Genomic DNA, 24,837 nt, shown 5'->3' with positions numbered 1-24,837 from the left:
GATAGAATTTTCCTATAAAGGAGGTTTTGGGAATGCCAAAGACAAAGTTAGGTCGTACTTCGGAACAACGTAAAGCGTTGTTACGTAACCTTGCTACGGACTTAGTTGTTCATGAGCGCATTGAAACAACTGAAGCGAAAGCTAAAAACCTACGTCCGGTTGTAGAAAAGTTAATCACGCTAGGTAAGCGTGGTGATCTTCACGCTCGTCGCCAAGCAGCTTCTTACTTAAGAGATGCTGAGACGGAAGAAGGTCAAAATGCACTTCAAAAATTATTCTCTGATATTGGTCCGCGCTTTGAAGAACGCCAAGGCGGATATACTCGCATTTTAAAAGTGGGAGAACGTAAAGGTGACGGAGCAAAAACGGTGATTATTGAATTAGTTGACTAATTGAATGACTCATTCAAAAAAAGGAAGGGGGTTCAGGTTCCGGTACATGGAAACTGTTCCCTTTTTATGGCAGACTGTCCTACATAAATTGTAGGGCAGTTTTTTATAATAATGTAGATTAGTGTTTTTGTCCAAGTTGATTGTCAACCACCTATTAAATCCAATTAAACAATATCGACAAATTATGATAAAATAAAGCAAGATTCATTTCCTCGGAAATATAAAGGAGTCATTAAGTTGATAGAATTCAAGAATGTTTTGTTCCATTACTCTAATCAAGGTCCACCTGTTATTAATAATTTCAATTTAACCATCAATAAAGGCGAATGGGTTGCGTTAATTGGTCATAATGGTTCAGGGAAGTCGACTTTGGCTAAGCACATTAATGGTTTATTAATGCCTCAACAGGGGGAGGTGTTGGTGGACAACGAGGTGGTGACAGATGAAGGTATCTGGGAAATTAGGCAAAAGGTTGGCATGGTATTTCAAAATCCTGAGAATCAATTTGTAGGGACTACAGTATTGGATGATGTAGTGTTTGGACTTGAAAATATGCGTTTATCAAGACAGGAGATGGAACGTAGGGTTGATGAAAGTCTAACGTTAGTCGGTTTATCTGATTATAAATGGAAAGAACCATTTAATCTATCAGGTGGGCAAAAGCAGCGGTTAGCTATTGCTGGGATATTAGCCATGTTACCAAGTGTCTTAATACTTGATGAAGCTACAACGATGCTTGATCCAGTAAGTAGAGATGAACTTATTAATACTATTTCGAGACTTCATGAACAAAGGGACTGACTACAGTTTCAATCACACATGATATGAAAGAAGTATTAAAGGCAAATCGTGTAGTCGTATTAAAAGACGGGGAAATATATTTTGACGGAGAACCACTGCAGTTACTAAAAAATGAAACAAAGCTTAGGGAAGTAGGTCTTATGGCACCATACGTAACCAAATTAACAAAAGCTTTTAAAGAGCAAGGGTTTCGTTTTGACCATGAGCCACTTCACATACAAGATTTGGTGAAACAGTTATGAACTTAGACTTTAAGGATGTTAGTTATACATATCAACCTAATACACCACTTGAAAATCGAGCGCTGGAAGATATAAATCTTTCTATACGAAAAGGTTCTTTTACTTGTGTAGCTGGCCGGACAGGTTCTGGTAAGTCGACTATGGTGCAATTAATCAATGGTTTGTTGAGACCAACGCAAGGCGAGATTGTCGCAGGTGATTTTTCTTTAACTCAAGGAAAAAATAAATCAATCAAAGAACTAAGAAAACAAGTGGCTATGGTTTTTCAATATCCTGAACATCAACTTTTTGAAGAAACGGTTAAAAAAGAATTAATATTTGGTCCCAAGAATTTTGGAATAAAAGTAACAGATTCTCAAATTGAGCAAGTAGTTAAGGCAGTAGGTTTATCATCAGAGCTATTAGATCGGTCGCCGTTTGAATTAAGCGGCGGACAGAAACGCCGTGTCGCAATTGCGAGTGCATTAATATTAGACCCATCAGTATTAATTCTAGATGAACCAACAGCAGGATTAGACCCGACTGGACAGAGGCAACTAATGGATTTATTTCAAATATTACAAAGCCAGGGCAAAACAATCATTATGATCACGCACCATATGGAGCATGTTCTTCGCGCTGCTGATCAGTTAATCATTTTTGATCAAGGAAGAATAGCTGTTCAGGGTAAACCAATAGAGGTGTTTTCTGATCAAGAAGTATTAAGAAAATCTGGGTTACAACCTCCAGATGAGTTTTTATTTCTAGATGAATTAAAAAAGCAATTCGATATTGATATTCCATATAAAGGCCAGACATTAGATGAACTGGTAAGTGAAGTCGTAAAGGCTATAAAATTGAGGGATTTATCATGAGCTCATTTATTATCGGTCAATATATGCCTAAGGACTCAATAATTCACCGACTGGATCCAAGAACCAAAATGCTCATCGTATTTTTCTTCGTCATAACGATCTTTATAGCTGACGGTGTGTGGAGTTACTTAATTCTATTAATATTTGCTATATTGACAACGACATTGACAACTATTCCTGTTAAATATATTGCGAAAGGTTTAAAACCTGTTTGGTGGATTATCATTATAACGTTGGTACTTCATCTTATTATTACAAAAGAAGGGCCAACTTTATTTAATGTGATGGGATGGGACATCCATCAGGGTGCCTTCATTAAAGGAGCAAAAATTTCATTAAGGTTCTTCCTACTCATTCTAATGACCACGGTCTTAACATTAACAACACCACCCATTGCAATAACAGATGCCGTCGAGTCTTTGTTAAAGCCCTTAAAGAAAATAAATGTTCCAGTTCATGAATTAGCTCTCATGATGTCAATTTCATTAAGATTTATTCCGACCTTAATGCAAGAGATGGATAAGATTTCTAAAGCACAGGCATCTCGGGGGTTAGATATGAGTACTGGAAAATTAAAGGACCGAGCTCAGGCTATTTTACCATTATTCATTCCCCTTTTTATTAATGCTTTTAGGCGTGCAGAAGACCTCGCAATTGCTATGGAGGCAAGGGGGTACCGAGGCGGTGAATACCGCACTAAGTTTCGCGAGTTAAGGTTCAAAAGACAAGATGTTGTCGTAAGTATCATGTTTTTACTTATGATATTCTTATTTTGTTTAATAGAGTTTTAAGGAGTATGCTTATGAAGCGAATCATGTTACGAGTTGAATATGACGGCACTAACTTCGAAGGGTATCAAGTTCAGCTTGAAAAACGCACCGTTCAGCTAACAATTGAAAAGGCACTTAAGAAAATGCATCACGAGCAGGTTCGAATTCATTCATCTGGCAGGACTGATTCTAAAGTTCATGCCTTGGATCAAGTCATCCATTTCGACACCACCTTAGATTTAGACGAAGCTACCTGGAAGCACGCGTTAACCACCTTACTACCTTTGGATATAAAGGTAAAAGCAGCCCAAGTAGTTGATGGATATTTTCATGCAAGGAAAGATGCTAAACGCAAAACTTATCGCTATATTGTACTCAACAGAAAAGACCATGATTTATTTAGAAGAAACTTTGAGTGGCATGTACCTCAGACATTATCTCTAGAGAAGATAAAGGAAGCGGCTAAAAATATTATTGGAACACATGACTTTACAGCGTTTGCAGCATCAAAGTCTAATGTCAAAGGTGGTAAAGTTAGGACTATCTATGATTTCAAGGTGATGAGTGATGGTGAGCGTATTTATTTTGAGATTACAGGAAATGGTTTTTTAACGCATATGGTTCGGATTATTGTCGGTACACTGATTGAAATAGGCCTTGGCAAAAGAGAAATTTCTTGTATACAAAAAGCCTTTGAAACGTTAGACAGGCGAGTATTAGGTTTGACAGCGCCAGGTCATGGATTGTATTTAAAACAAGTCAGTTATGAGTAAAATCCGAACATTTAATTATAAAATTAAATTTAATTTCGGATTTTTAGATTAGATGGTTGAATATCATCTCCATCATGTTATAATGGTTTTGTAATTACGAACAGTTAAATAAATTAACCCTCATATAACGTTGGGAATATGGCCCAAAAGTCTCTACCCAGTCGCCGTAAACGACTGGACTATGAGGGAAGTATTCTGCATGCGATAAGTTTAGGGTGACGTGTATCCAGACTGCTTTCCTCATATTGGGAAAGCAGTCTGTTTTATTTTCTTAGATATTAAGGAGGACTAACATGCAAGCTCAAGTTGGAGTGATTATGGGAAGCACATCAGATTGGGAAACGATGAAGCATGCTTGTGATGTATTAGAAGAGTTAGGTGTGAGTTATGAGAAGGAAGTGGTATCAGCTCACCGAACTCCTGATAAAATGTTCCACTACGCAGAGACGGCTAAAGACAGAGGTATTAAAGTCATCATTGCTGGAGCTGGAGGAGCAGCACATCTACCGGGGATGGTCGCTTCGAAAACATTAATTCCAGTTATTGGAGTGCCGGTTCAGTCGAAAGCGTTAAATGGTCTAGATTCGTTATTGTCCATCGTTCAGATGCCGGGTGGTGTGCCAGTTGCAACTGTGGCAATTGGTAAAGCGGGAGCTATAAATGCTGGTTTATTAGCTGCTCAGCAACTGGCCGTTTACGATGATGAATTAGCTAGTCGATTACATAATAGAAGAGAAGCATTAAAGGAAAAAGTCGAACATTCAAACGAGGAGCTGCAAACATGGTAAAGCAAATCAAACCAGGCCAAACAATTGGAATATTAGGTGGCGGTCAATTAGGTAGAATGATGGCAATCGCTGCAAAACAAATGGGGTTTCGAATTGCAATTATGGACCCAACTCCAAATTCGCCTACTGGTCAGATTGCTGATGTTGAAATAACAGCATCGTATGATGATCAACTGGCTGCACAAAAACTGCTTGATCAGTCCGACGTCATCACTTACGAATTTGAGAGTATTGATTTAGAAGTTTGTCAGTATCTAGTTCAAAATGGTTACGTCCCTCAAGGCAGTCATTTAATTAAGGTGTCTCAAGACCGAGCATTTGAAAAAGAAGCGATCACTAATAGCGGAGCAAAGGTTGTTCCTTATAAACTAGTCAGTGATCAATCAGACTTATTAAAAGCAATTGATGAAATTGGTTATCCTTGTGTGTTAAAGACAAGAAGAGGTGGCTATGATGGAAAAGGTCAGCAAATACTGAAGAGCTCAGATGATCTTGCTGAAGCAGAGCCTCAATTAAAATCAGGATTATGTATTCTTGAGCAGTTTTTGCCATTTGAAAAAGAAATATCAGTCATGGTTAGTCGCGGTGTGAATGGCGAGGTTAAAACTTTTCCTGCATCAGAAAATATTCATGTTGAGCATATTTTGTTAAAGTCCATTGTTCCTGCGAGAATTACACAAGATGTAGAGGAACAAGCGAAAGAGGCTGCAGTAGAACTTGCTGAATCCATTGGAATGGTCGGAACGTTCGGAGTTGAGATGTTTCTAACTCAAGAAGGTGAAATTTATATTAATGAAGTCGCGCCTAGGCCACACAATTCAGGGCATTATACGTTAGATGCTTGCCGTACATCACAATTTGAACAACACATTAGGGCGATTACAGGAATGAGCTTAGCTGAAACAACATTAAACCACCCAGTTGTCATGATGAATGTGCTAGGTGAACATATACCTGATGTAGTTAAGCGAATCCCTGTGGTCAAAAACGCCAAACTACATTTATATGGTAAAGCTGAAGTTAAACCGAAACGAAAAATGGGTCATGTTAATTTTATTGGAGACCACACAAAAGGGCTCTTGCAACAAATAAAAGATTTAGATATATGGAGGCAATAAACGATGATTGAACGTTATACAAGGGAAGAAATGGGTCAGATTTGGACGGAAGAGAACAAATATCAAGCGTGGCTTGAGGTTGAGATTCTTGCTTGTGAGGCTTGGGCAGAACTAGGTGTGATTCCAAAAGAAGATGTTAAGAAACTAAGAGAAAATGCATCATTTGATGTGAACCGAATTAAAGAAATTGAGGCAGAAACGCGCCATGATGTGGTCGCATTCACACGCGCAGTATCAGAGACATTGGGTGATGAAAAGAAGTGGGTGCACTACGGATTAACCTCAACAGATGTAGTGGATACAGCTTTAGGATACGTCATTAAACAAGCGAATGATATTATACGAAAAGATCTTGTGCGTTTTGTTGAAATTTTAAAAACTAAAGCTTTAGAACACAAATATACAGTTATGATGGGACGCACACACGGTGTGCATGCTGAGCCGACGACATTTGGGTTAAAACTTGGTTTATGGTACGAAGAGATGAAACGTAACTTAGAAAGGTTTGACGCAGCAGCTGACACGATTGGTTATGGCAAAATGTCAGGAGCAGTTGGCACCTATGCCAATATCGATCCATTCGTTGAACAATATGTATGTGAAAAGCTAGGGCTTAAAGCAGCGCCGATATCGACTCAAACGCTTCAGCGTGACCGTCATGCGCATTATATGTCGACGTTAGCGCTAATTGCCACATCAATTGAAAAAATGGCCGTTGAAATTAGAGGTCTTCAAAAAAGTGAAACAAGAGAAGTTGAGGAGTTTTTCGCCAAAGGCCAAAAGGGATCATCAGCCATGCCGCATAAACGAAACCCAATTGGTTCCGAAAATATGGCTGGTATGGCAAGAGTCGTTCGCGGATACATGATGACAGCTTATGAGAATGTTCCGTTATGGCACGAACGAGATATTTCACATTCATCCGCAGAGCGCGTCATATTGCCTGATGCAACGATTGCCTTAAATTACATGCTCAATCGATTTGGGGGCATTGTTGAAAAACTTACCGTCTATGAAGAAAACATGAAGCGTAATATGGATCGTACGTTTGGATTGATTTTCTCACAAAGAGTTCTTCTTTCGTTAATCGATAAAGGCTTATCGCGTGAAAAAGCTTATGATCTTGTTCAACCACTAACTATGCAGGCTTGGGAGGAACAAACATCTTTCCAAGAGCTCGTAAGAAATCATCCAGATATTAAAGAACAAATGACAGAAGCGGAATTGGACGATTGTTTTGATGCTACTTATCACTTGAAAAATGTCGATGTCATTTTTGAAAGAGTCGGTTTAAATTAAGGGGGTCACACTTTGGAAAGTAAACAATTGGTGTATGAAGGTAAGGCGAAAAAGCTATACAAAACAGATGATGCTGATCTGTTACTCGTTCAATATAAAAATGATTTAACAGCGTTTAATGGGCAGAAGAAGGCTACAGAACATGGGAAAGGGGCCTTAAACAATCAAATATCATCGTTGATATTTAACGTTTTACAAACTAAAGGCATTCCGAATCACTGGGTCAAACAACTATCAGAGGATAAGCAACTTGTTAAACATACAAACATTATTCCAATTGAAGTCGTCGTTCGTAATGTTTCTGCAGGTAGTTTAGCCAAACGACTCGGTTTAAGTGAAGGGGATCTTTTAAGCCAGCCAATTGTTGAATTTTATTACAAAGATGATGAGCTAGGTGACCCTCTTATTAATGAAGATCATATTAGATTGCTAGATCTTGTCGAATCTAGTGTTTTACTGAACATGAAAGAGCTAGCTCATCAAGTGAATCTCGTATTAATCGATTATTTTAAACAATGTGATTTAAGGTTAGTAGATTTTAAGCTAGAATTCGGGTTTGATTCAATGGTGAGTTAATGTTATCGGATGAAATTTCACCTGACACATGTAGGCTTTGGGACATTCATACCAATCAGAAGCTTGATAAAGATGTGTTTCGTCAAGGGATTGGAAGTGTAGATGAGGCATACAACGTCGTATTAGAACGCTTAAAGGGGGCTGTTTCGCATGGTTAAAGTAAAAGTACATGTAACGCTAAAAGAAGGGGTGTTAGACCCTCAAGGAAAAGCAGTTGAAAAGGCGCTTCAGGCTAAGGACTTCCACGGCGTCAGTGATATGCGAATTGGAAAATATATGGAGTTTACCCTCGAATCAAGTCAGGTTGAGCGCCAAGTAGAAGAGATGTGCGAGCAGCTTCTTGCTAATCCAGTGATTGAAGATTATCGCTATGAGTTAGAGGAGGTTGTAACGTCGTGAGATTTGCGGTCGTGGTATTCCCTGGCTCTAATTGTGATACGGATATGTTCTACGCTATTAAAGAGGCACTTGGTGAAGACGCCCATTATGTTTCATATCGTGAAAGCAATCTATCAAATTATGATGCAATCTTACTACCTGGAGGCTTTTCTTACGGGGATTATTTACGCTCAGGGTCAATTGCTAGTTTCGCGCCGGTCATGGAAGCTGTTAGAGAGTATGCAGAATTAGGTAAACCTGTCTTAGGTGTCTGCAATGGCTTTCAGATATTACTAGAAACAGGACTTCTTCCAGGTGCTATGAAACGTAATGATCACTTGAAATTCATTTGTGAAACGACTCCGATCATCGTAACGAACAATCAAACGATGTTCTCAAGTGAATACAGACAAGATGAGCGTATCTCGCTACCTATTGCCCACGCAGAAGGCAATTATGAGTGTGATGATCAGACGTTCGATGAGCTTAAGCGTCACAATCAAATCGTTTTTCAATATGCTGATAATCCGAATGGTTCTAAAGGCGATATTGCCGGGATCTGTAATAAGCAAGGAAATGTTCTTGGGATGATGCCTCACCCAGAACGTGCTACTGTCGATTTGTTAGGTTGTGACGACGGGTTAAGACTATTTGAATCGATTCTAGTTAATTGGAGGGAACACCATGCCGTTACTTCTTGAACCAACTGCCCATGAGATCAAAGAGGAAAAGTTATATGCAGAGATGGGTCTAACAGATGAGGAATTTAACAAGATTGAACGTTTACTAGGGCGCACTCCTAACTACACGGAAACTGGAATTTTTTCTGTTATGTGGAGTGAACATTGTAGCTATAAAAATCCAAGCCTCTATTAAGCAAATTCCCAACTAACGGTAAGCGTGTTCTTCAAGGTCCTGGTGAAGGTGCTGGAATAATAGATATTGGTGATGGCCTTGCGGTTGCGTTTAAAATTGAAAGTCATAATCACCCATCCGCGATTGAGCCGTATCAAGGTGCTGCAACGGGTGTTGGCGGGATTTTACGTGATGTGTTTTCGATGGGAGCTCGACCAATCGCCTTGCTGAATTCGTTAAGGTTCGGTGAGTTAGATCATCCGAGAACAAAATACCTCTTAGAAGAAGTTGTTGCTGGAATTGCGGGATACGGTAATTGTGTAGGTGTTCCAACGGTAGGCGGAGAGATTCAGTTTGATGATTGTTATAAAGGCAACCCTCTCGTTAATGCCATGTGTGTAGGCCTTATTAAACATGAGGATATTCAAGTTGGGAAGGCGAAAGGTATTGGAAACACCGTCATGTACATTGGTTCAGCGACAGGACGGGATGGGATTCACGGTGCAACATTTGCATCAGAAGAATTAACTGATGAGTCGGCAGAAGACCGCCCGGCAGTTCAAGTTGGAGATCCTTTCATGGAAAAGCTGCTGATAGAAGCTTGTTTAGAAGTCGTGAAATGTGATGCATTAGTAGGCATTCAGGACATGGGCGCAGCAGGTCTCACATCTTCAGCAAGTGAAATGGCAAGTAAGGCAGGGACCGGAATTGAATTAAACTTAGACTTAGTTCCGCAGCGTGAGCAAGGGATGACGCCATATGAAATGATGCTGTCGGAGTCTCAGGAACGAATGCTTATTGTCGTTGAAAAGGGTAGGGAGCAAGAGATTAAAGACATAGTCGCAAATTATGACCTTGAAGCGGTTGAAGTCGGGGAAGTTATTGAGGAACAGCAGTTCAGACTTCGTTTTAAAGATGAGATTGTAACAGATGTTCCGGTAGATGCCTTAGCAGAGGATGCACCTGTTTATCACTTGCCATCTGCTCAGCCGAAACAATCGGATCAAAAGCCTGCTTCACTTACCATCGACGACCCGAATCAAATTTTAGAAAATCTACTTAAGCAGCCGACTATTGCGAGTAAAGAGTGGGTTTATAGCCAGTATGACTACCAAGTCCAAACGAATACTGTCGTCCAGCCAGGCTCTGATGCTGCGGTGTTAAGAATTCGCGGGACGAATAAAGCGATTGCGATGACGACAGATTGTAATTCACGCTACTTGCATCTTAACCCTAAGGGAGGCGGTCAGATAGCGGTAGCTGAAGCGGCAAGGAATATCGTTTGCTCTGGTGCTGAGCCTGTTGCTATTACGGACTGTTTAAATTTTGGTAATCCGGATAAGCCTGAGGTTTACTGGATGATGCAGCAGGCAACAGAAGGTATGGCAGAAGCGTGTGAGACATTAAGCACACCAGTTATTAGCGGGAACGTGTCACTCTATAATGAAACGAACGGAACGAGTGTCTATCCAACTCCGGTCATTGGGATGGTCGGCTTAATCCATGATCTTAATCATGTGACAACTCAAGAGGCCAAACAAGTGGGAGATTACGTCTATCTCATTGGTGAATCGACTAACGAAGTATCTGGTAGTGAGCTTCAAAAAATGCTATTAGGCTATTATGATGGTGAAGCGCCACAGCTAGACTTAGAGGTTGAAAAGGCGAGGCAAAAAGAGATTTTGAAAGCAATTCAATCAGGACTTGTACAATCTGCTCATGATGTAGCTGAAGGTGGATTAACAGTTGCCTTAGCTGAAAAAAGTCATGACGACGCAATTTGGTCTTCATATTGAATTAGAAGGTCAGGAATTAGCTGAGCTTTTCAGTGAAACGCAATCAAGATTCGTTTTAACGGTAAAACAGGTAAATGCTGATCGTTTTGAAGCGCAAGTTAATGCAACACGAATTGGAACAGTCACGAATGATGGTAAGTTGTCAGTATCGTTTAATGGTGAAAACGTGATTCGTCAATCAGTCGATTACCTAACCGACCATTGGAAAGGGGCTTTACCATGTTTGGTGAAATCAAAGGCTTAAATGAGGAATGCGGAATATTTGGTGTGTTTGGTCACCCTCAAGCAGCACACATGACGTATTACGGCTTACATGCTCTGCAGCACCGAGGTCAAGAAGGAGCAGGTGTCGTTGTATCAGATGGGGTTGATTTAAAACAGTCTAAAGGGGAAGGTCTAGTGACGGACGTTAGATGAAGATGAGTTAATCAGTCTATCAGGTTATGCTGCGATTGGGCATGTTAGGTACTCTACATCAGGCGGTAAGACGGCAGAAAACATACAGCCTCTTCATTTTCGTTCGAGTACCGGTTCGCTTGCTTTGGCTCATAACGGAAACCTAGTTAATGCCACTAAACTTCGCGAGGAATTAGAAGAAACGGGCAGTATTTTTCAAACAACCTCTGATACGGAAGTGATTGCGCACTTGATTAAACGTGCAGGTAGAGGTCCCATTATGGATCGCATTAAGCAAGCGTTAAACGAACTGGAAGGTGCTTACGCGATCGCCATGCTCGATGAAAAACGTTTAATTGCAGCATTAGATCCTCGCGGGATGAGACCATTATCACTTGGTAAAGTTGGCGCTGGATACGTGATCGCTTCAGAAACATGCGCATTTGATGTCGTCGGGGCTGAATATGTGCGTGAAATCGTCCCGGGTGAACTGGTCGTTATTGATGACGAAGGCATTCACTTTGATACCTTTTCAGAGGCTAAAAACAGATCCATTTGCTCGATGGAATATATTTATTTCTCAAGACCAGATAGTAATGTAGATGGCCAAAATATTCATAGCGTACGTAAACGCTTAGGTAAAAAGCTAGCCGAGGTGTCACCAGTTGAAGCAGACGTTGTAACGGGTGTACCTGATTCGAGTATATCAGCTGCGATCGGTTTCGCAGAACAATCTGGAACACCATATGAATTAGGGTTAATAAAAAATCGTTATGTTGGGCGTACGTTTATTCAGCTTCTCAAGCGCTTCGCGAGCGAGGCGTGCAGATGAAGTTATCTGCGGTTAAAAAGATTGTTGAAGGCAAACGGGTCGTGATGGTGGATGATTCCATTGTACGAGGTACCACCTCAAAACGAATCGTCAAAATGTTGAAAGAAGCGGGAGCATCAGAGGTTCATGTTCGTATTAGTTCCCCGCCTATTACGCATCCATGCTTTTACGGCATAGATACGTCTAACTCTGGGGAGTTAATTGCAGCTAATAACTCAGTTGAGGAAATTCAAAAGATCATCGGCGCTGACACTCTATCATTCTTACCAATTGAACATATGGTTAATGCCGTTGACCGTCAAGATGCCAGTCCTAATTGTGGCCATTGCTTGGCATGTTTTACGGGCAAATATCCAACCGATTTATACGAAGATTCCTTGCCGCCCCATGAAAAAGAGAAGCTGATTGGAGTGAGATCTTAATGTCAGATGCCTATAAACAAGCTGGCGTTAATATAGAAGCAGGTTATAAAGCTGTTGACCGAATGAAAGAGCATGTTAAACGAACCAATCGCTTAGGCGTAATGGGAGCTTTAGGAAGCTTTGGCGGCATGTTTGATTTATCACAGTTAAATTATCAAGAACCGGTTTTAATTTCTGGTACGGATGGCGTCGGTACAAAGCTAAAATTAGCTTATGAACTGAATCGCCACGACACCATTGGAATCGATGCAGTTGCGATGTGTGTGAATGATATCGCTGTTCAAGGCGCTGAACCATTATACTTTTTAGACTATATTGGCTTAGGAAAAGCTGACATTGATGTTATCGAACAGATTGTAAAAGGAATCGCAGATGGATGCGAGGAAGCGGGTTGTGCGCTAATTGGCGGTGAAACAGCAGAAATGCCAGGTGTTTACGGTGAGGATGAGTATGATGTGGCAGGGTTTGCTGTCGGAGCTTGTGAGAAACGTGATGTCATTTCTAATGAACAGGTTAAAGCAGGGGATGTGTTAATCGGCCTTCCATCGACAGGCGTCCATAGCAATGGTTTTTCACTTGTCAGAAAGGTTATCGCTGATGCTCACCTTAATATTAATGAAGTTTATGATCTATTTGATCGACCCTTGGGTGACATTTTATTAACGCCAACAAAAATTTATGTCAATGATCTATTAAAGGTAAAGCAAGCGGACCTTCTTAAATCCGCAGCTCATATTACAGGCGGCGGGTTTTACGAAAATATACCAAGAATGCTGCCTAAGGGGCTTGGAGCCAATATTAATTTGTCGGCATTTCCTAGACCGTCAATATTTGATTTCCTTAAAGAACACGGTCATCTTCTTGATGACGATCTGTATCGTGTATTTAATATGGGAATTGGAATGGTGATGGCAGTTGATGGAGCATCCGTTCCAGAGGTGCTGGATTTACTAGATGACGCTTACGTCATTGGCTATGTTAACAATCAAGAAGGCATTGAGTTAGTAGAGGAGGGGACTTCGTGAAACGAGTGGCTGTGTTTGCATCAGGAAATGGATCCAATTTTAATTCGATTGTTGAAGGAGAAGATGAATCCTATCAGGTAGCACTCTTGTTCTCAGATCAGCCTCAGTCATATGCATTAACAAGAGCAATTGACATAGGTGTCAAAAGTGAAAGTCTATCACCTAAAGACTACCCAGATAAACTAGCTTATGAAGCTGATTTATTAGCTTTATTAATCAGAAACCACATAGATTTTATTGTGCTGGCAGGCTATATGAGGTTAATTGGTCCCACTATTTTAAAGTATTATAAAGACAAAATCGTTAATATTCATCCTTCTCTATTACCTGAATTTCCTGGATTAAATGCGATCGGTCAGGCATTAGATGCTGGAGTGAGGGAAACAGGCGTTACGATTCATTATGTGGATGAAGGAATGGATACAGGACCTATCATAAAACAAGAGAAAGTTTTAATAGAGAAAGCAGATACATACGAAAGTTTACAAAAGAAAGTACAGAAAGTCGAACACCGTCTTTACCCAGAGACATTGAAAGAGTTACTTAGAAAGGATGAGGTTGTTGCCGAAGCGAGCGTTAATTAGTGTATCAGACAAAACAGGTATTGTTGAATTTGCGAGGCATTTAGATGAGCAAGGCATTGAGATTATTTCTACAGGTGGAACGAAAAAGGTGCTAGAAGAAGCGGGTGTAAATGTAACTGGTATATCAGATGTGACGGATTTTCCTGAGATTCTAAATGGCAGGGTTAAAACGCTTCACCCAAACGTTCATGCTGGCTTACTCGCCAAACGCTCTGAGCAAGCACATATTAACCAACTAGAAGAACACCGAATTGAACCGATTGATTTTGTGATCGTTAACCTTTATCCCTTCAAAGAAACAATCTCTAATCCAGATGTTTCATATGATGAGGCAATTGAAAACATTGATATTGGCGGTCCGACCATGCTTAGGTCAGCGGCTAAAAATCATGAGGACGTGACCGTTATTGTCGACCCGAAAGATTACGTGCGTGTGTTAGAGGATATGAAAAATGAAGAAGTCTCTAAAGAGTTAAAACGAGAGTTAGCGGCTAAGGTTTTTAGACATACGGCACATTACGATGCTTTAATTGCAGAGTATTTAACGGGGAAAACAGAGGCAAACTTCCCTGAGACTAAAACGGTTACCTATGAACTGAAACAAACATTACGTTACGGAGAAAACCCTCACCAAAAGCTGCGTTTTATGCTGCCCCTTTTGCAGAAGAATCAACGTTAGTAAAAGCGAAGCAGTTACACGGTAAAGAACTATCTTACAACAATATTCAAGATGCTGATTCAGCCCTTCAGATCGCAAAAGAGTTCGAGCAACCAGCAGCTGTCGCTGTCAAGCATATGAACCCGTGCGGCGTTGGGATCGGCGAAACAATCTATGAGGCTTACCAGCACGCATATGAAGCAGATTCCACATCAATTTTCGGTGGCATTGTTGCACTTAATCGAGCAGTAGACGCTAAAACGGCAGAAGAAATGAGTCAAATTTTCTTAGAAATCATTTTAGCACCGGAGTTTACAGATGAAGCTTTAGACATCTTAACGAAGAAGAAAAATATTCGCTTAATTGAGGTGAGCACTGAACAAAGTCAGGTTGAAAGGCAAGTCAAATCAGTAGGCGGCGGGGTGCTTATTCAAGATGAGGATCGCTTTGAGCTTAGTGAAGTAGATTATCACGTTGTTACCGAAACAGAGCCAACAGAAGATGAGTGGAAGGGTTTGAAGTTTGCATGGAACGTCGTCAAACACGTCAAATCGAACGCTATTTTACTCGCCAAAGATTCGCAAACGATTGGTATTGGAGCTGGTCAAATGAACCGAGTAGGAGCAGCGAACATTGCCATCCAGCAAGCGGGTGTGAAAGCGAAAGGGGCTGTTATGGCATCGGATGCCTTTTTCCCAATGGACGATACAGTAGAGGCTGCTTACCAGGCAGGCGTGACCGCTATTATTCAACCTGGTGGCTCTAAACGGGATCAAGATTCGATTGATAAGTGTAATGCATATGGAATCGCGATGGTCTTTACAGGTGTACGTCACTTTAAGCATTAATAAGAGGAGGTCCTTATGAAGAAGGTACTCGTTGTTGGCCGTGGTGGCAGAGAACATGTTCTAGCATGGAAGCTCAAGCAAAGTGTAAGTGTTGAAGGGGTTTATGTAGCTCCTGGTAATGATGGCATGGCTGATGTTGCAACACAAGTAGACATTTCAGAGACGGATGTTCAAGGGCTAATTGAATTTGCAAAAACCGATCCATCGACCTCACGATTGTTGGCCCAGAAGCCCCATTAACGGAAGGCATCGTTAATCGGTTTAAAGAAGAAGGTTTAAAAATCTTTGGGCCGACTAAGGAAGCGGCGCTAATTGAAGGTAGTAAACAATTTGCAAAACAAATGATGCAAGCTTACAACATTCCAACCGCAGCCTATAAGACGTTTTCAAATGAACAAGATGCTAAAGCATATGTTGATAAAACAGGTGTTCCAATCGTGATTAAAGCTGATGGACTCGCTGCTGGAAAAGGAGTAGTCGTCGCCTCGACGGCGCAAGAAGCAAATGCGGCAATTGAAGATTTTTTATGTAACCAAAAGTTCGGAGAAGCAAGTCGAACGATTGTCATTGAAGAATTTCTAGAAGGCGAAGAGTTTTCATTAATGGCTTTTGTAAATGGAGATGCGGTTTATCCAATGGACATTTCTCAGGATCATAAGCGAGCTTTTGACGGGGATGAAGGCCCGAATACTGGAGGAATGGGAGCTTATTCACCAGTTTCGCAAATTAGTGATTCAGTTCAGAAGCGAGCGGTTTATGAGATTTTGAAACCCGCAGCAGAAGCACTCGTTAAGGAAGGTAGGCCGTATCAAGGAATTTTATATGTAGGCTTGATTAATACGGATGACGGACCTAAAGTGATAGAGTTTAACGCACGCTTTGGCGACCCTGAGGCTCAGGTGGTATTACCTAGACTGGAAAATGATTTATTACAGGTCATGGAAGATGTCATGAATCAAAAGCCTGTGAAATTGAGCTGGAAGGACGAAGCTTGTGTAGGCGTGGTGTTAGCTTCTAGCGGTTATCCTGACACTTATGACAAGGGCCAAGAGCTACCGAATTTAGATCGAATTCACTCGAATGCACACGTATTCCACGCAGGAACAAAACTCAAGCAAGGTAAATGGACGACAAATGGTGGAAGATTGTTATTAGTTGCAGCTGAGAATTCAAGTTTAGAAAAGGCACGAGAACAAGTATATGAAGAGATGAAAAAGTTAAATTCTGATCACACTTTCTACAGAAAAGATATTGCACAGAAAGCGTTTTACTGTAAGACAATAAGTTAGCATGCAGTGACTGACGACAAAATGGAATGAACCATATGGGAGCTGCGTGTTTATTAAGTCGGTCGTCTGGGCGGGAGAGTATTCTCTCTTAATCAACAGGAGGGTATAAATTGAATCCATTGATACTAGACGGAAGAAAAGTAGCACAGTCGGTGAAAGATGAGCTTATGGCTCAAATTTGTGAACTTAAAGGAAAAGGTGTAACTCCTAAGCTTGCAACAATCTTAGTAGGAAATGATGAAGCCTCAAAAACATATGTTCAAATGAAAGCTAATACATGTCACAAACTAGGTATGGAATCTGAACGTGTCTTTTTACCTGAAGAGACGACAACTGATGAGTTATTAGATGTCATTCAACGCTTAAATAGTGACCATCAAGTGCATGGGATTTTACTTCAGCACCCAGTACCAAGCCATATAGATGAACGAAAAGCATTTGATGAAATTGCATTAGAAAAGGATGTAGATGGCGTCACCTCTCACGGATTCGGAGCAACGACATTCCAGTTAGGCGCTATCCTTGCTGCACTCCAGCAGCTATTCTACAAGTGATTGATTATTATAACTTGGAACTAGAAGGTAAACACGCAGTTATTATTGGTCGTAGCCCTATTTTAGGGAAACCGGTATCGATGATGCTTTTAAATCGCAACGCAACAGTGACGATTTGTCACTCAAGAACGGAAAACTTAGATCAAATCGTGAAGCAGGCTGATGTCGTTGTGGCAGCAGTTGGTCGCCCTAAATTTGTTAAAGGTGAATGGCTTAAAGAAGGGTCAATCGTACTTGATGCAGGTTATAACCCAGGCAATATAGGTGACGCAGACTACGAATCGTGTTATCCTAAATCATCAGCGATTACGCCCGTCCCTGGTGGAATAGGGCCTGTAACGATTTCAATGCTATTAAAGCATACAGTTGAAGCGGCGCAAAGACAGCTGAATACAACAAAACACATTCAAACGTCTCATAGGGTAAAATTAACAGTATAAAATCATAAATATAAACGAATTTTGCTTGACATCTATGCCATAGATATTATAATATATTCTATGGCATTTTATCATAACCACGACTAGCCCCGGAACTATTCGTGTTGAAGATAAAAAAAATGTTCGAGTAATTCGATTGAATTAGGAGGGAAAACAATGCGCACAACTTTCATGGCTAATGAAAACAACGTTGAGCGTAAATGGTATGTAGTTGATGCGGAAGGACAAACGTTAGGTCGTTTGGCTACAGAAGTAGCAACAATCCTACGCGGTAAAAACAAACCAACTTACACACCACACGTTGATACTGGTGATCACGTTATTATCGTGAATGCAGATAAAGTTCATTTAACTGGTAAAAAATTAAACGATAAAATTTACTACCGCCATTCAAACTATCCTGGTGGTTTAAAACAACGTACAGCAAACGAAATGCGTACAAAATACCCTGAGCAAATGCTTGAGATTGCTATTAAAGGTATGCTACCAAAGAACAAACTTGGTCGTAAAATGGCTAAAAAGCTTCACGTTTACCGTGGACCTGAACACAAACATCAAGCACAAAATCCAGAAGTTTACGAACTTCGCGGGTAAGTAAAAGGAGGTAAAGAACTTTGGCACAAGTACAATACTACGGAACAGGTCGTCGTAAAAGCTCTGTTGCTCGTGTACGTCTAGTTCCTGGAAGCGGAAAAGTTATTGTTAATGATGTAGATGCAAAAGATTACTTCCCACACGAAACGTTACGCTTAGTCATCAACCAACCTTTAGAAGCAACTGAAAACGTTGGTAACTATGATGTACTAGTGAACGTTAACGGTGGTGGATATACTGGTCAAGCAGGAGCAATTCGTTTAGGCGTTGCTCGTGCACTACTAGAAGCAGATCCTGATTATCGCCCAACATTAAAGCGCGCAGGATTCCTAACTCGTGACGCACGTGAGAAAGAACGTAAGAAATACGGTCTTAAAGGCGCTCGTCGTGCACCACAGTTCTCAAAACGTTAATTTTTCAAGTATACAATACTCTCATTCCTTCGGGTTTGAGAGTTTTTTGTTGAAAAAAGTTAAAACATAAAAAACACGAGGCCTTTAATACCTCGTGTTTAATGCTTATTGGTTAACATGAACATCCATTTGTGGATATGGAATTGAGATTTTCTCTTGATCGAAGCGAGTTTTCACTTGTTCTAAGATATCGAAGTGAACATCCCAGAAATCCTCTGCATTAACCCATACACGAACGGTATATTCAACTGCGCTATCACCGTGTGCCGATAAACGAACGAACGGTTCTGGGTCATCTAAAGTAGATGGATGGTTTTCGACGATTTGATGTAGCGTACGAAGGACGTGTTGTGTGTCAGTTTCGTAGCCAACGCCAAATTTGAAATCCACACGTCGTTGGTCTTTGGCTGAATAGTTAACAATTCCAGAGTTAGATAAGTTACCATTTGGAACGAAAATGACTTTATTATCAGGCGTTACAAGTTCTGTGTAAAGAATTTGAATTGCCTCAACTGTGCCTGAATACCCATTACCTTCAATGTAATCACCGACTCTAAATGGACGAAGTGAGAGTAGTAAGATCCCTCCAGCAAAATTAGACAGTGACCCTTGAAAGGCTAGTCCAACTGCGAAACTTGCTGCAGCTAATACAGCAACAAATGACGTCATATCTGCACCTAGTATACTTACAACTGATAACACTAATAATATTTTCAATATCGCACTTGTTAAAGATTTTAAAAATGGCTTCAAACTATTATCAAGCTTGGATCTTTCAATTTGTTTACCAACAAATTTTGTAATCATTTTTATTACGGCTAGTCCGACTACTAATGTAATTATTGCTAGTGCAATGTTTACAAGGTAGGGCCAAATTACACTTAAATCCATTATTTTCATCCTTTCTGTGTTGAGAAGTAGATTATTTTGTTTCATTTTATCGAAACTGCTAAGGTTATTCAATGGAAATCTCAACATAAAAAAAGAAAGGCGAGTTTATATTACCTGCCTTTCAGATTTAACCTAATATTTTTCTAACGTATTGTTGCGTCTCTTCAAAAGGCGGAATGCCTTGGTACTGATCAACATTGCCTGGACCTGCATTATAGGCTGCTAGTGCTAAACTCAAATTCCCACCGTAGCGATCGACCATTTGTTTTAAATACTTAGCCCCACCCTCAACGTTTTGCGCAGGGTCAAATACATTGTTAACACCCAATGCTTGTGCAGTTGCTGGCATGAGCTGCATTAAACCAGCTGCTCCAGCTCCGCTCACCGCATTAGGGTCATAATTCGATTCTGTTTCAATCACTTTATGTAAAAGATTTGAATCTAAACCATATTTCTCAGCTGTTTGATTAATTAATTGATCTAATCCGCTAGCTTCTTGAGTAGAGCTTAATTGTTTAAGTGCAACAGGTGACACCGTGCTGTGTGTATAAGGTAACTGATTTGATCCAGACATCGTTTGCGATTCATTCAATTGTGGATTTAATGCTGACTGGCTCTGTTGTCCACTTAAATATGAACTGAATAGTTGAATAAATAAATTGCTCGTATTACTAGCTTGCGTGCCTTGGTTGAATAGACTAGATTGCATGACTTTGCGATAATTCATCATCGCTTCAAATAGACTAGGTTGGATCATCACGTTCACCTGCTTTTCGCTTCGTTAACTAAATTGTACCATAATCATCCAATAATCTGTTTAAGAATTAAGCATTTCTTTGATAGATTTCACACTATTAATTATGGCTGGCACACCAGGACAAATCTCGTTTTATATAGGCACCATCCCAGCAGGAATCGTGGTTGCTTTAATCGGTGCACCATATTTTATCTATCTACTAATTAAAAATCAATAATAAGCATGTTTAAAATCCTTAACTCATAATCTTATAGAGTTAAGGATTTTTTATTACTTCTGTAAACGAAATGTATTAATTTCGTAATATTCGAACTTCGAAAAAGCAGTTTGTTTAGGCTATTCGACCTTACTTTCGACTTTTTCAACAAAAAAGACAAAGTATCTGAAAATTAGTCAAATTTACAATATTGAAAAAATTACGAAAGTCTGTTTATATTAATGCATGGTTATAAATTTTACCTGAATTAATAATTATTTTGCACTATTTTTTAAGTAAGAACAAACAAAAATACATATGATCGGATTAAAAAATGGGGTGTTGCTAGGTGTCAAACGAACCAGTATTACAGGTGAAAGATTTGAAGACATATTTCTATTTGGATGATAACCAAGTAGCAAGAGCAGTGGATGATGTTGACCTAACAGTGAGAGCTGGTGAAACAGTTGCATTAGTTGGAGAGTCAGGAAGTGGTAAGAGTATTACGTCACTGTCCATTATGCAGTTAATTAACAAACCTGGAAAGATTGTAGATGGTGAGATTAGTCTATTAGGTCGCAACTTACTCGATCTTTCAGATAAGCAAATGACAAAAGTTCGAGGCAATGATGTAGCGATGATATTCCAAGAACCAATGACAGCTCTTAACCCTGTTTATACGGTCGGTAATCAAATTATAGAAGTTCTTAGAAAACATAAGAAGATGAGCAAAAAACAGGCGCGTCTAAGAGCCGTAGAATTATTGAAATTAGTTGGATTTCCTAGGGCTGAAGAGACAATAGATGAATACCCTCATCAATTATCTGGTGGAATGAGGCAAAGAGCGATGATTGCCATTGCCATTTCGTGTGACCCTAAGTTATTAATCGCTGATGAACCAACTACGGCACTTGATGTCACGATCCAAGCTCAAATATTAGATTTAATGTCAAAAATGAAAGAGCAACTTAATATGGGACTATTACTTATTACCCATGATTTAGGTGTAGTCGCTGAGTATGCTGATCGCGTTCTAGTTATGTATGGGGGACAAATAGTAGAAACATCACCGAAGTATGATTTATTCAAAGGTCCTAAACACCCTTATACGCAAGGTTTATTAGAAAGTCTACCAAGTGTTCATAAAGAATTGAATCGTTTAGGGACGATTAGAGGAACCGTTCCACCTGCGCATAAATTTCCCACAGGGTGCCGTTTCTCAAGCCGTTGCCCTCATGTGATGGAGCAATGTCTTGAGAAGAACCCAGATTTGATTGATATAGAGCCTGAACGATCGGTTCGTTGTTATTTATACACAGGAGATGAGGGGGCAAAGCATGGCGGCGATAGAAGAGAAACAAGTCATTCAAACTGATCAAGAATCAATAGTCAAAATTGAAGATTTGAAGAAGTACTTCCCAATTAAGGGCGGAATTCTTAAACGAACCGTCGGACATGTTAAAGCGGTTGATGGAGTCACATTTGATATAAGAAAGGGAGAAACCCTAGGCATTGTTGGTGAATCAGGATCAGGCAAATCGACTTTAGGCAGGATGATTTTAAGATTGCTTGAACCGACTGATGGCGAAATATTATTCCAAGATCATGACATCACACACTTGAGAAATAAGCATATGAGGCCTTTTCGGAAAGATATGCAAATCATATTTCAAGATCCATTTGCTTCTTTAAATACGAAAATGAGTGTCGAGCAATTAATTGAAGAGCCATTATTAGTTCAGACCAAGTTAAGTAAGAAGGAGCGAAAAGAAAAGGTTAAGGAGTTACTTGAAAAGGTAGGCCTTAGAGCGAGTGACCGTTTAAAATATCCGCATGAATTTTCAGGCGGTCAGCGTCAACGAATTAGTATTGCAAGAGCGTTAGCTATTAATCCGAAACTAGTCATCGCAGATGAGGCTGTCTCCGCATTGGACGTGTCAATCCAAGCTCAGGTGTTAAATCTAATGTCCGATTTGCAAGATGAATTCGGATTAACCTATTTGTTTATTTCACACGATTTAAGTGTGGTCAAACATATTAGTGATCGAGTCGGTGTTATGTATTTGGGGAGACTCGCTGAAATTGCACCGAAAAAGAATATTTATGAGGATCCATTACACCCATATACCCAAGCGTTATTATCATCGATTCCAGATACCGATGTCGATCGTGAAAGAGATTCAGTTCACTTAGATGGAGATTTGCCTAGTCCATCAAACCCACCTAGCGGGTGTGCGTTTAGAACTCGGTGTCCAATGGCGCATGAAAGGTGTGCTGAAGAAAGACCCGAACTTCAAGAAGTTAAAGATGGGCATTATGTAGCTTGTCATTTATATGATGAGTGATGCCTTTGTCTATATTTTAGGAGGTGATGAGCCTAGCTGCATAATCTTAGTTTCATTTTGTTTTCTCTAACTAAAACCAAAGGGGGGATTACGTTTTGTTAAACAAAAGTTTTGGTATGTGTTGTTGGTTTTAACGTTATTTGCTTTTCTATTAGCAGCTTGTAATAGTGAAAGTGGGGAAGATCCTGGTGCGGAAGAGGATCCGGGAACTGAGGAACAAGAAGAGAATAACGAGCAAGAAGAGGAAGAAGAGGAGACCGAGCAGGAAGGTCCTGTTGAGGGTGGTTCAATTGTAGGTGCGATGGACACTGCACCTGCTGGTGTGTTTAACCCTATTTTCTATTCAGAGGCTTATGAAGCTAATATTTTAGACTTTACTCATGAAGCATTAGTTAGTCAAAATAATAGTTTAGAGTTTATCCCTTCATTAGCACACGACTGGGAAATTAACGAAGATCAGACTGAAATCACGTTATTCTTAGAAGAAGGCGTTAAGTGGCATGATGGTGAAGACTTTACGGCTGATGATGTTGTCTTCACTTACAAATCAATTGCTTCTCCAGGCTATACTGAAGCAGGTGGTATTCGTACAGAGTATGTAACACCACTTAAAGGTTATGAAGCGTTTAATGCAGGTGAGACTGAAGAGTTTGAAGGTGTAACAGCTGTAGATGATTATACAGTTAAATTCACATTTGCTGAACCAAACGTTAACCCACTATATTATGTAGGATTCCCAATCATTCCTGAGCATGTGTTTGCTGATGTAGCAATCGCTGATATGCCAACACATGAAGCGACTTTAAATCCAGGTAAAGTTATTGGTACTGGTCCATTTGCGTTTACAGATATGGTTGAACGTGAGCAGTATGTGTTAACTCGTAACGAAGACTATTGGAAAGGTAAACCTTACCTTGAGCAAATCACGTGGAAGGTGGTTGACCAGTCGGTAATTACTAGTTTATTAGAAACTGGCGAAATTGATTTCGTTGCAGATCCAAACGGTGTTCCAGCTGCAGACTATGAAATGGTTGCAGGTTATGAGAATGTTGAGATGATTGAACAAACAGACTTTGGTTATCAGTTAATGGGGTTCAAGCTTAACTACCGTACAAAAGAAGATGTTGAATCAGGAGCTATTAACCCTGATAACTGGGAGGAAAATCCTGATGTAGCAGATCAAAAGGTACGTCAAGCTATTGCTTATGCAATTGATCGCCCAGGTTTAGTTGAAGGTCTATTATATGGACGCGGAAGTGTAATTAATGCTCCAATTGCACAGCAGTTCTGGGCTTATACAGAGGATGTACCTCAGTATGAACACAGCACTGAAGAGGCAGAAGCTTTATTAGATGAAGCTGGTTATGTGGATACGAATGATGATGGTTTCCGCGAGAACCCAGATGGCGAAGAGTGGGTACTTGAATTAGCTTACCCTACTGGAAACAAAATTCGTGAGCGTTCTGCACCAGTTATTCAAGAGAACTTAGAAGCTGTTGGTATTAAAGTTAACTTGCAACAGCCAAAAGAAATGTCAGCATATATCAATGATATTATGACGAAAGATACGAATAATGGAGTTGACCTTTATTTACTAGGTTGGTCATTAGGTAGTGGAGATCCAGATCCAAGTGGATTATGGAATATTGAAGCAGCTTACAATATTTCTCGCTGGAATAACCCTGAATCTGATGAGCTTATCTTTAAAGCGTTAGAAGCTCCGGATGCATTTGATCAAGAGTTCCGAAAGAAAACATATCAAGAGTGGCAAGAGCTATTTGCGACAGATTTACCAGCTGTCCTACTTTACGCTCAAAACAAGATTTACGCATTTAATAAACGTCTTAATGGTATTGAACCATTACCATATAGCATGATTAATGATCCGCACTTATGGTGGGTTGATGACGCTCAGTAATGGTTAATGGCTTTTGGGTATGTGAACACTATT

The 24,837-nt window shown here is 40.1% G+C and carries 21 protein-coding genes, 6 pseudogenes and 2 riboswitches; of the genes and pseudogenes, 25 read left to right on the top strand and 2 right to left on the bottom strand.

Annotated features, from left to right (window positions below):
- Window positions 1-32: 32 nt before the first annotated feature.
- The 21 genes and pseudogenes from rplQ (at window position 33) to rpsI (ending at window position 18,697) form a co-directional block, all read left to right on the top strand.
- Window positions 33-392 (top strand): 50S ribosomal protein L17, encoded by a 360-nt coding sequence (gene rplQ, locus JCM13188_RS10065; RefSeq protein WP_054753839.1) that lies wholly within the window; start codon window positions 33-35, stop codon window positions 390-392.
- Between the two features lie 237 nt (window positions 393-629).
- Window positions 630-1,193 (top strand): ATP-binding cassette domain-containing protein, encoded by a 564-nt coding sequence (locus JCM13188_RS10060; protein WP_369404946.1) that lies wholly within the window; start codon window positions 630-632, stop codon window positions 1,191-1,193.
- A gap of 23 nt (window positions 1,194-1,216) precedes the next feature.
- Window positions 1,217-1,435 (top strand): energy-coupling factor ABC transporter ATP-binding protein, encoded by a 219-nt coding sequence (locus JCM13188_RS20895; RefSeq protein WP_369404945.1) that lies wholly within the window; start codon window positions 1,217-1,219, stop codon window positions 1,433-1,435.
- Entirely contained in the window at window positions 1,432-2,289 is an 858-nt protein-coding gene (locus tag JCM13188_RS10055; protein ID WP_054753837.1) for an energy-coupling factor transporter ATPase, read from the top strand. The genes JCM13188_RS20895 and JCM13188_RS10055 overlap by 4 nt, the downstream gene beginning before the upstream one ends.
- Window positions 2,283-3,080: an energy-coupling factor transporter transmembrane component T family protein gene (locus JCM13188_RS10050; protein WP_054753835.1), complete on the top strand. Its 798-nt coding sequence runs from the start codon at window positions 2,283-2,285 to the stop codon at window positions 3,078-3,080. The genes JCM13188_RS10055 and JCM13188_RS10050 overlap by 7 nt, the downstream gene beginning before the upstream one ends.
- An 11-nt stretch (window positions 3,081-3,091) precedes the next feature.
- Window positions 3,092-3,832: a tRNA pseudouridine(38-40) synthase TruA gene (truA, locus tag JCM13188_RS10045; RefSeq protein ID WP_054753833.1), complete on the top strand. Its 741-nt coding sequence runs from the start codon at window positions 3,092-3,094 to the stop codon at window positions 3,830-3,832.
- Between the two features lie 100 nt (window positions 3,833-3,932).
- Window positions 3,933-4,034, top strand: a riboswitch (purine riboswitch).
- A gap of 91 nt (window positions 4,035-4,125) precedes the next feature.
- Window positions 4,126-4,620 carry a 5-(carboxyamino)imidazole ribonucleotide mutase gene (gene purE, locus JCM13188_RS10040; RefSeq protein WP_054753831.1) on the top strand — a complete coding sequence of 165 codons (495 nt, stop codon included), beginning with the start codon at window positions 4,126-4,128 and terminating at the stop codon, window positions 4,618-4,620.
- Window positions 4,614-5,738 (top strand): 5-(carboxyamino)imidazole ribonucleotide synthase, encoded by a 1,125-nt coding sequence (purK, locus tag JCM13188_RS10035; protein WP_054753830.1) that lies wholly within the window; start codon window positions 4,614-4,616, stop codon window positions 5,736-5,738. The genes purE and purK overlap by 7 nt, the downstream gene beginning before the upstream one ends.
- 3 nt (window positions 5,739-5,741) lie before the next feature.
- Window positions 5,742-7,037: an adenylosuccinate lyase gene (gene purB / locus JCM13188_RS10030; protein WP_054753827.1), complete on the top strand. Its 1,296-nt coding sequence runs from the start codon at window positions 5,742-5,744 to the stop codon at window positions 7,035-7,037.
- 12 nt (window positions 7,038-7,049) lie between these two features.
- Window positions 7,050-7,771: pseudogene (purC, locus tag JCM13188_RS10025) on the top strand (phosphoribosylaminoimidazolesuccinocarboxamide synthase).
- Window positions 7,764-8,012, top strand: a complete 249-nt coding sequence (gene purS, locus JCM13188_RS10020) for a phosphoribosylformylglycinamidine synthase subunit PurS (RefSeq protein WP_054753825.1) — start codon at window positions 7,764-7,766, stop codon at window positions 8,010-8,012. The pseudogene purC and the gene purS overlap by 8 nt, the downstream one beginning before the upstream one ends.
- Window positions 8,009-8,692, top strand: a complete 684-nt coding sequence (gene purQ, locus JCM13188_RS10015) for a phosphoribosylformylglycinamidine synthase subunit PurQ (protein WP_054753823.1) — start codon at window positions 8,009-8,011, stop codon at window positions 8,690-8,692. Before purS ends, purQ begins: the two co-directional genes overlap by 4 nt.
- Window positions 8,676-10,886: pseudogene (gene purL, locus JCM13188_RS10010) on the top strand (phosphoribosylformylglycinamidine synthase subunit PurL). The gene purQ and the pseudogene purL overlap by 17 nt, the downstream one beginning before the upstream one ends.
- Window positions 10,862-12,292 (top strand): annotated as a pseudogene (gene purF / locus JCM13188_RS10000) (amidophosphoribosyltransferase). Before purL ends, purF begins: the two co-directional pseudogenes overlap by 25 nt.
- Window positions 12,292-13,317, top strand: a complete 1,026-nt coding sequence (purM, locus tag JCM13188_RS09995; protein ID WP_054753820.1) for a phosphoribosylformylglycinamidine cyclo-ligase — start codon at window positions 12,292-12,294, stop codon at window positions 13,315-13,317. Before purF ends, purM begins: the two are co-directional and overlap by 1 nt.
- Window positions 13,314-13,901, top strand: coding sequence for a phosphoribosylglycinamide formyltransferase (purN, locus tag JCM13188_RS09990; protein ID WP_054753818.1), 588 nt, complete (start codon window positions 13,314-13,316; stop codon window positions 13,899-13,901). The genes purM and purN overlap by 4 nt, the downstream gene beginning before the upstream one ends.
- Window positions 13,879-15,407, top strand: a pseudogene (purH, locus tag JCM13188_RS09985) (bifunctional phosphoribosylaminoimidazolecarboxamide formyltransferase/IMP cyclohydrolase). Before purN ends, purH begins: the two are co-directional and overlap by 23 nt.
- 15 nt (window positions 15,408-15,422) lie before the next feature.
- Window positions 15,423-16,696 (top strand): annotated as a pseudogene (gene purD, locus JCM13188_RS09980) (phosphoribosylamine--glycine ligase).
- Window positions 16,693-16,775, top strand: a riboswitch (ZMP/ZTP riboswitch). (Overlaps the previous pseudogene by 4 nt.)
- 88 nt (window positions 16,776-16,863) lie before the next feature.
- Window positions 16,864-17,690, top strand: a pseudogene (locus JCM13188_RS09975) (bifunctional 5,10-methylenetetrahydrofolate dehydrogenase/5,10-methenyltetrahydrofolate cyclohydrolase).
- Window positions 17,691-17,846: 156 nt separating this feature from the next.
- Window positions 17,847-18,284 (top strand): 50S ribosomal protein L13, encoded by a 438-nt coding sequence (gene rplM, locus JCM13188_RS09970; protein ID WP_054753816.1) that lies wholly within the window; start codon window positions 17,847-17,849, stop codon window positions 18,282-18,284.
- Window positions 18,285-18,304: 20 nt separating this feature from the next.
- On the top strand, window positions 18,305-18,697 hold the full coding sequence (rpsI, locus tag JCM13188_RS09965) for a 30S ribosomal protein S9 (protein ID WP_054753814.1): 393 nt from the start codon (window positions 18,305-18,307) through the stop codon (window positions 18,695-18,697).
- Window positions 18,698-18,802: 105 nt separating this feature from the next.
- On the opposite strand, the gene JCM13188_RS09960 is transcribed toward rpsI, so the two are convergent.
- Together JCM13188_RS09960 and JCM13188_RS09955 are read right to left on the bottom strand one after the other, a co-directional pair.
- Window positions 18,803-19,588, bottom strand: coding sequence for a mechanosensitive ion channel family protein (locus tag JCM13188_RS09960; RefSeq protein WP_279401687.1), 786 nt, complete (start codon window positions 19,586-19,588; stop codon window positions 18,803-18,805).
- 127 nt (window positions 19,589-19,715) lie between these two features.
- Window positions 19,716-20,345 (bottom strand): lytic transglycosylase domain-containing protein, encoded by a 630-nt coding sequence (locus JCM13188_RS09955; RefSeq protein WP_054753810.1) that lies wholly within the window; start codon window positions 20,343-20,345, stop codon window positions 19,716-19,718.
- 79 nt (window positions 20,346-20,424) lie between these two features.
- Between JCM13188_RS09955 and JCM13188_RS18945 the strand changes: the two genes are divergently transcribed.
- From JCM13188_RS18945 to JCM13188_RS09940, 4 genes are all read left to right on the top strand, one after another.
- Complete coding sequence (locus tag JCM13188_RS18945; RefSeq protein WP_279401686.1) at window positions 20,425-20,562, top strand: iron chelate uptake ABC transporter family permease subunit; 138 nt, start codon at window positions 20,425-20,427, stop codon at window positions 20,560-20,562.
- A gap of 328 nt (window positions 20,563-20,890) precedes the next feature.
- A complete protein-coding gene (locus JCM13188_RS09950; RefSeq protein WP_054753808.1) occupies window positions 20,891-21,916 on the top strand; it encodes an ABC transporter ATP-binding protein in 1,026 nt (341 codons plus the stop codon).
- Window positions 21,879-22,886 carry an ABC transporter ATP-binding protein gene (locus JCM13188_RS09945; protein WP_054753806.1) on the top strand — a complete coding sequence of 336 codons (1,008 nt, stop codon included), beginning with the start codon at window positions 21,879-21,881 and terminating at the stop codon, window positions 22,884-22,886. The genes JCM13188_RS09950 and JCM13188_RS09945 overlap by 38 nt, the downstream gene beginning before the upstream one ends.
- Window positions 22,887-23,004: 118 nt before the next feature.
- Window positions 23,005-24,804, top strand: coding sequence for a peptide-binding protein (locus JCM13188_RS09940; protein WP_054753804.1), 1,800 nt, complete (start codon window positions 23,005-23,007; stop codon window positions 24,802-24,804).
- The last annotated feature ends 33 nt before the right edge of the window (window positions 24,805-24,837 follow it).

It is taken from the genome of Piscibacillus salipiscarius JCM 13188 (genome assembly GCF_001311865.1).
Taxonomy (GTDB): Bacteria; Bacillota; Bacilli; order Bacillales; family Alkalibacillaceae; genus Piscibacillus; species Piscibacillus salipiscarius.
Note: the sequence above shows the minus strand (reverse complement) of the source record. Positions and strands in the feature narration are given on the sequence as shown.

Bases quoted from the DNA above. Each gene is read 5' to 3' on its own strand.
- rplQ (WP_054753839.1), top strand. From the start codon at position 33: ATGCCAAAGACAAAGTTAGGTCGTACTTCGGAACAACGTAAAGCGTTG.
- JCM13188_RS20895 (WP_369404945.1), top strand. From the start codon at position 1,217: ATGAAAGAAGTATTAAAGGCAAATCGTGTAGTCGTATTAAAAGACGGG.
- JCM13188_RS10055 (WP_054753837.1), top strand. From the start codon at position 1,432: ATGAACTTAGACTTTAAGGATGTTAGTTATACATATCAACCTAATACA.
- truA (WP_054753833.1), top strand. From the start codon at position 3,092: ATGAAGCGAATCATGTTACGAGTTGAATATGACGGCACTAACTTCGAA.
- purE (WP_054753831.1), top strand. From the start codon at position 4,126: ATGCAAGCTCAAGTTGGAGTGATTATGGGAAGCACATCAGATTGGGAA.
- purK (WP_054753830.1), top strand. From the start codon at position 4,614: ATGGTAAAGCAAATCAAACCAGGCCAAACAATTGGAATATTAGGTGGC.
- purB (WP_054753827.1), top strand. From the start codon at position 5,742: ATGATTGAACGTTATACAAGGGAAGAAATGGGTCAGATTTGGACGGAA.
- purS (WP_054753825.1), top strand. From the start codon at position 7,764: ATGGTTAAAGTAAAAGTACATGTAACGCTAAAAGAAGGGGTGTTAGAC.
- purM (WP_054753820.1), top strand. From the start codon at position 12,292: ATGTCAGATGCCTATAAACAAGCTGGCGTTAATATAGAAGCAGGTTAT.
- rplM (WP_054753816.1), top strand. From the start codon at position 17,847: ATGCGCACAACTTTCATGGCTAATGAAAACAACGTTGAGCGTAAATGG.
- JCM13188_RS09960 (WP_279401687.1), bottom strand. From the start codon at position 19,588: ATGGATTTAAGTGTAATTTGGCCCTACCTTGTAAACATTGCACTAGCA.
- JCM13188_RS09955 (WP_054753810.1), bottom strand. From the start codon at position 20,345: ATGATCCAACCTAGTCTATTTGAAGCGATGATGAATTATCGCAAAGTC.
- JCM13188_RS09945 (WP_054753806.1), top strand. From the start codon at position 21,879: ATGGCGGCGATAGAAGAGAAACAAGTCATTCAAACTGATCAAGAATCA.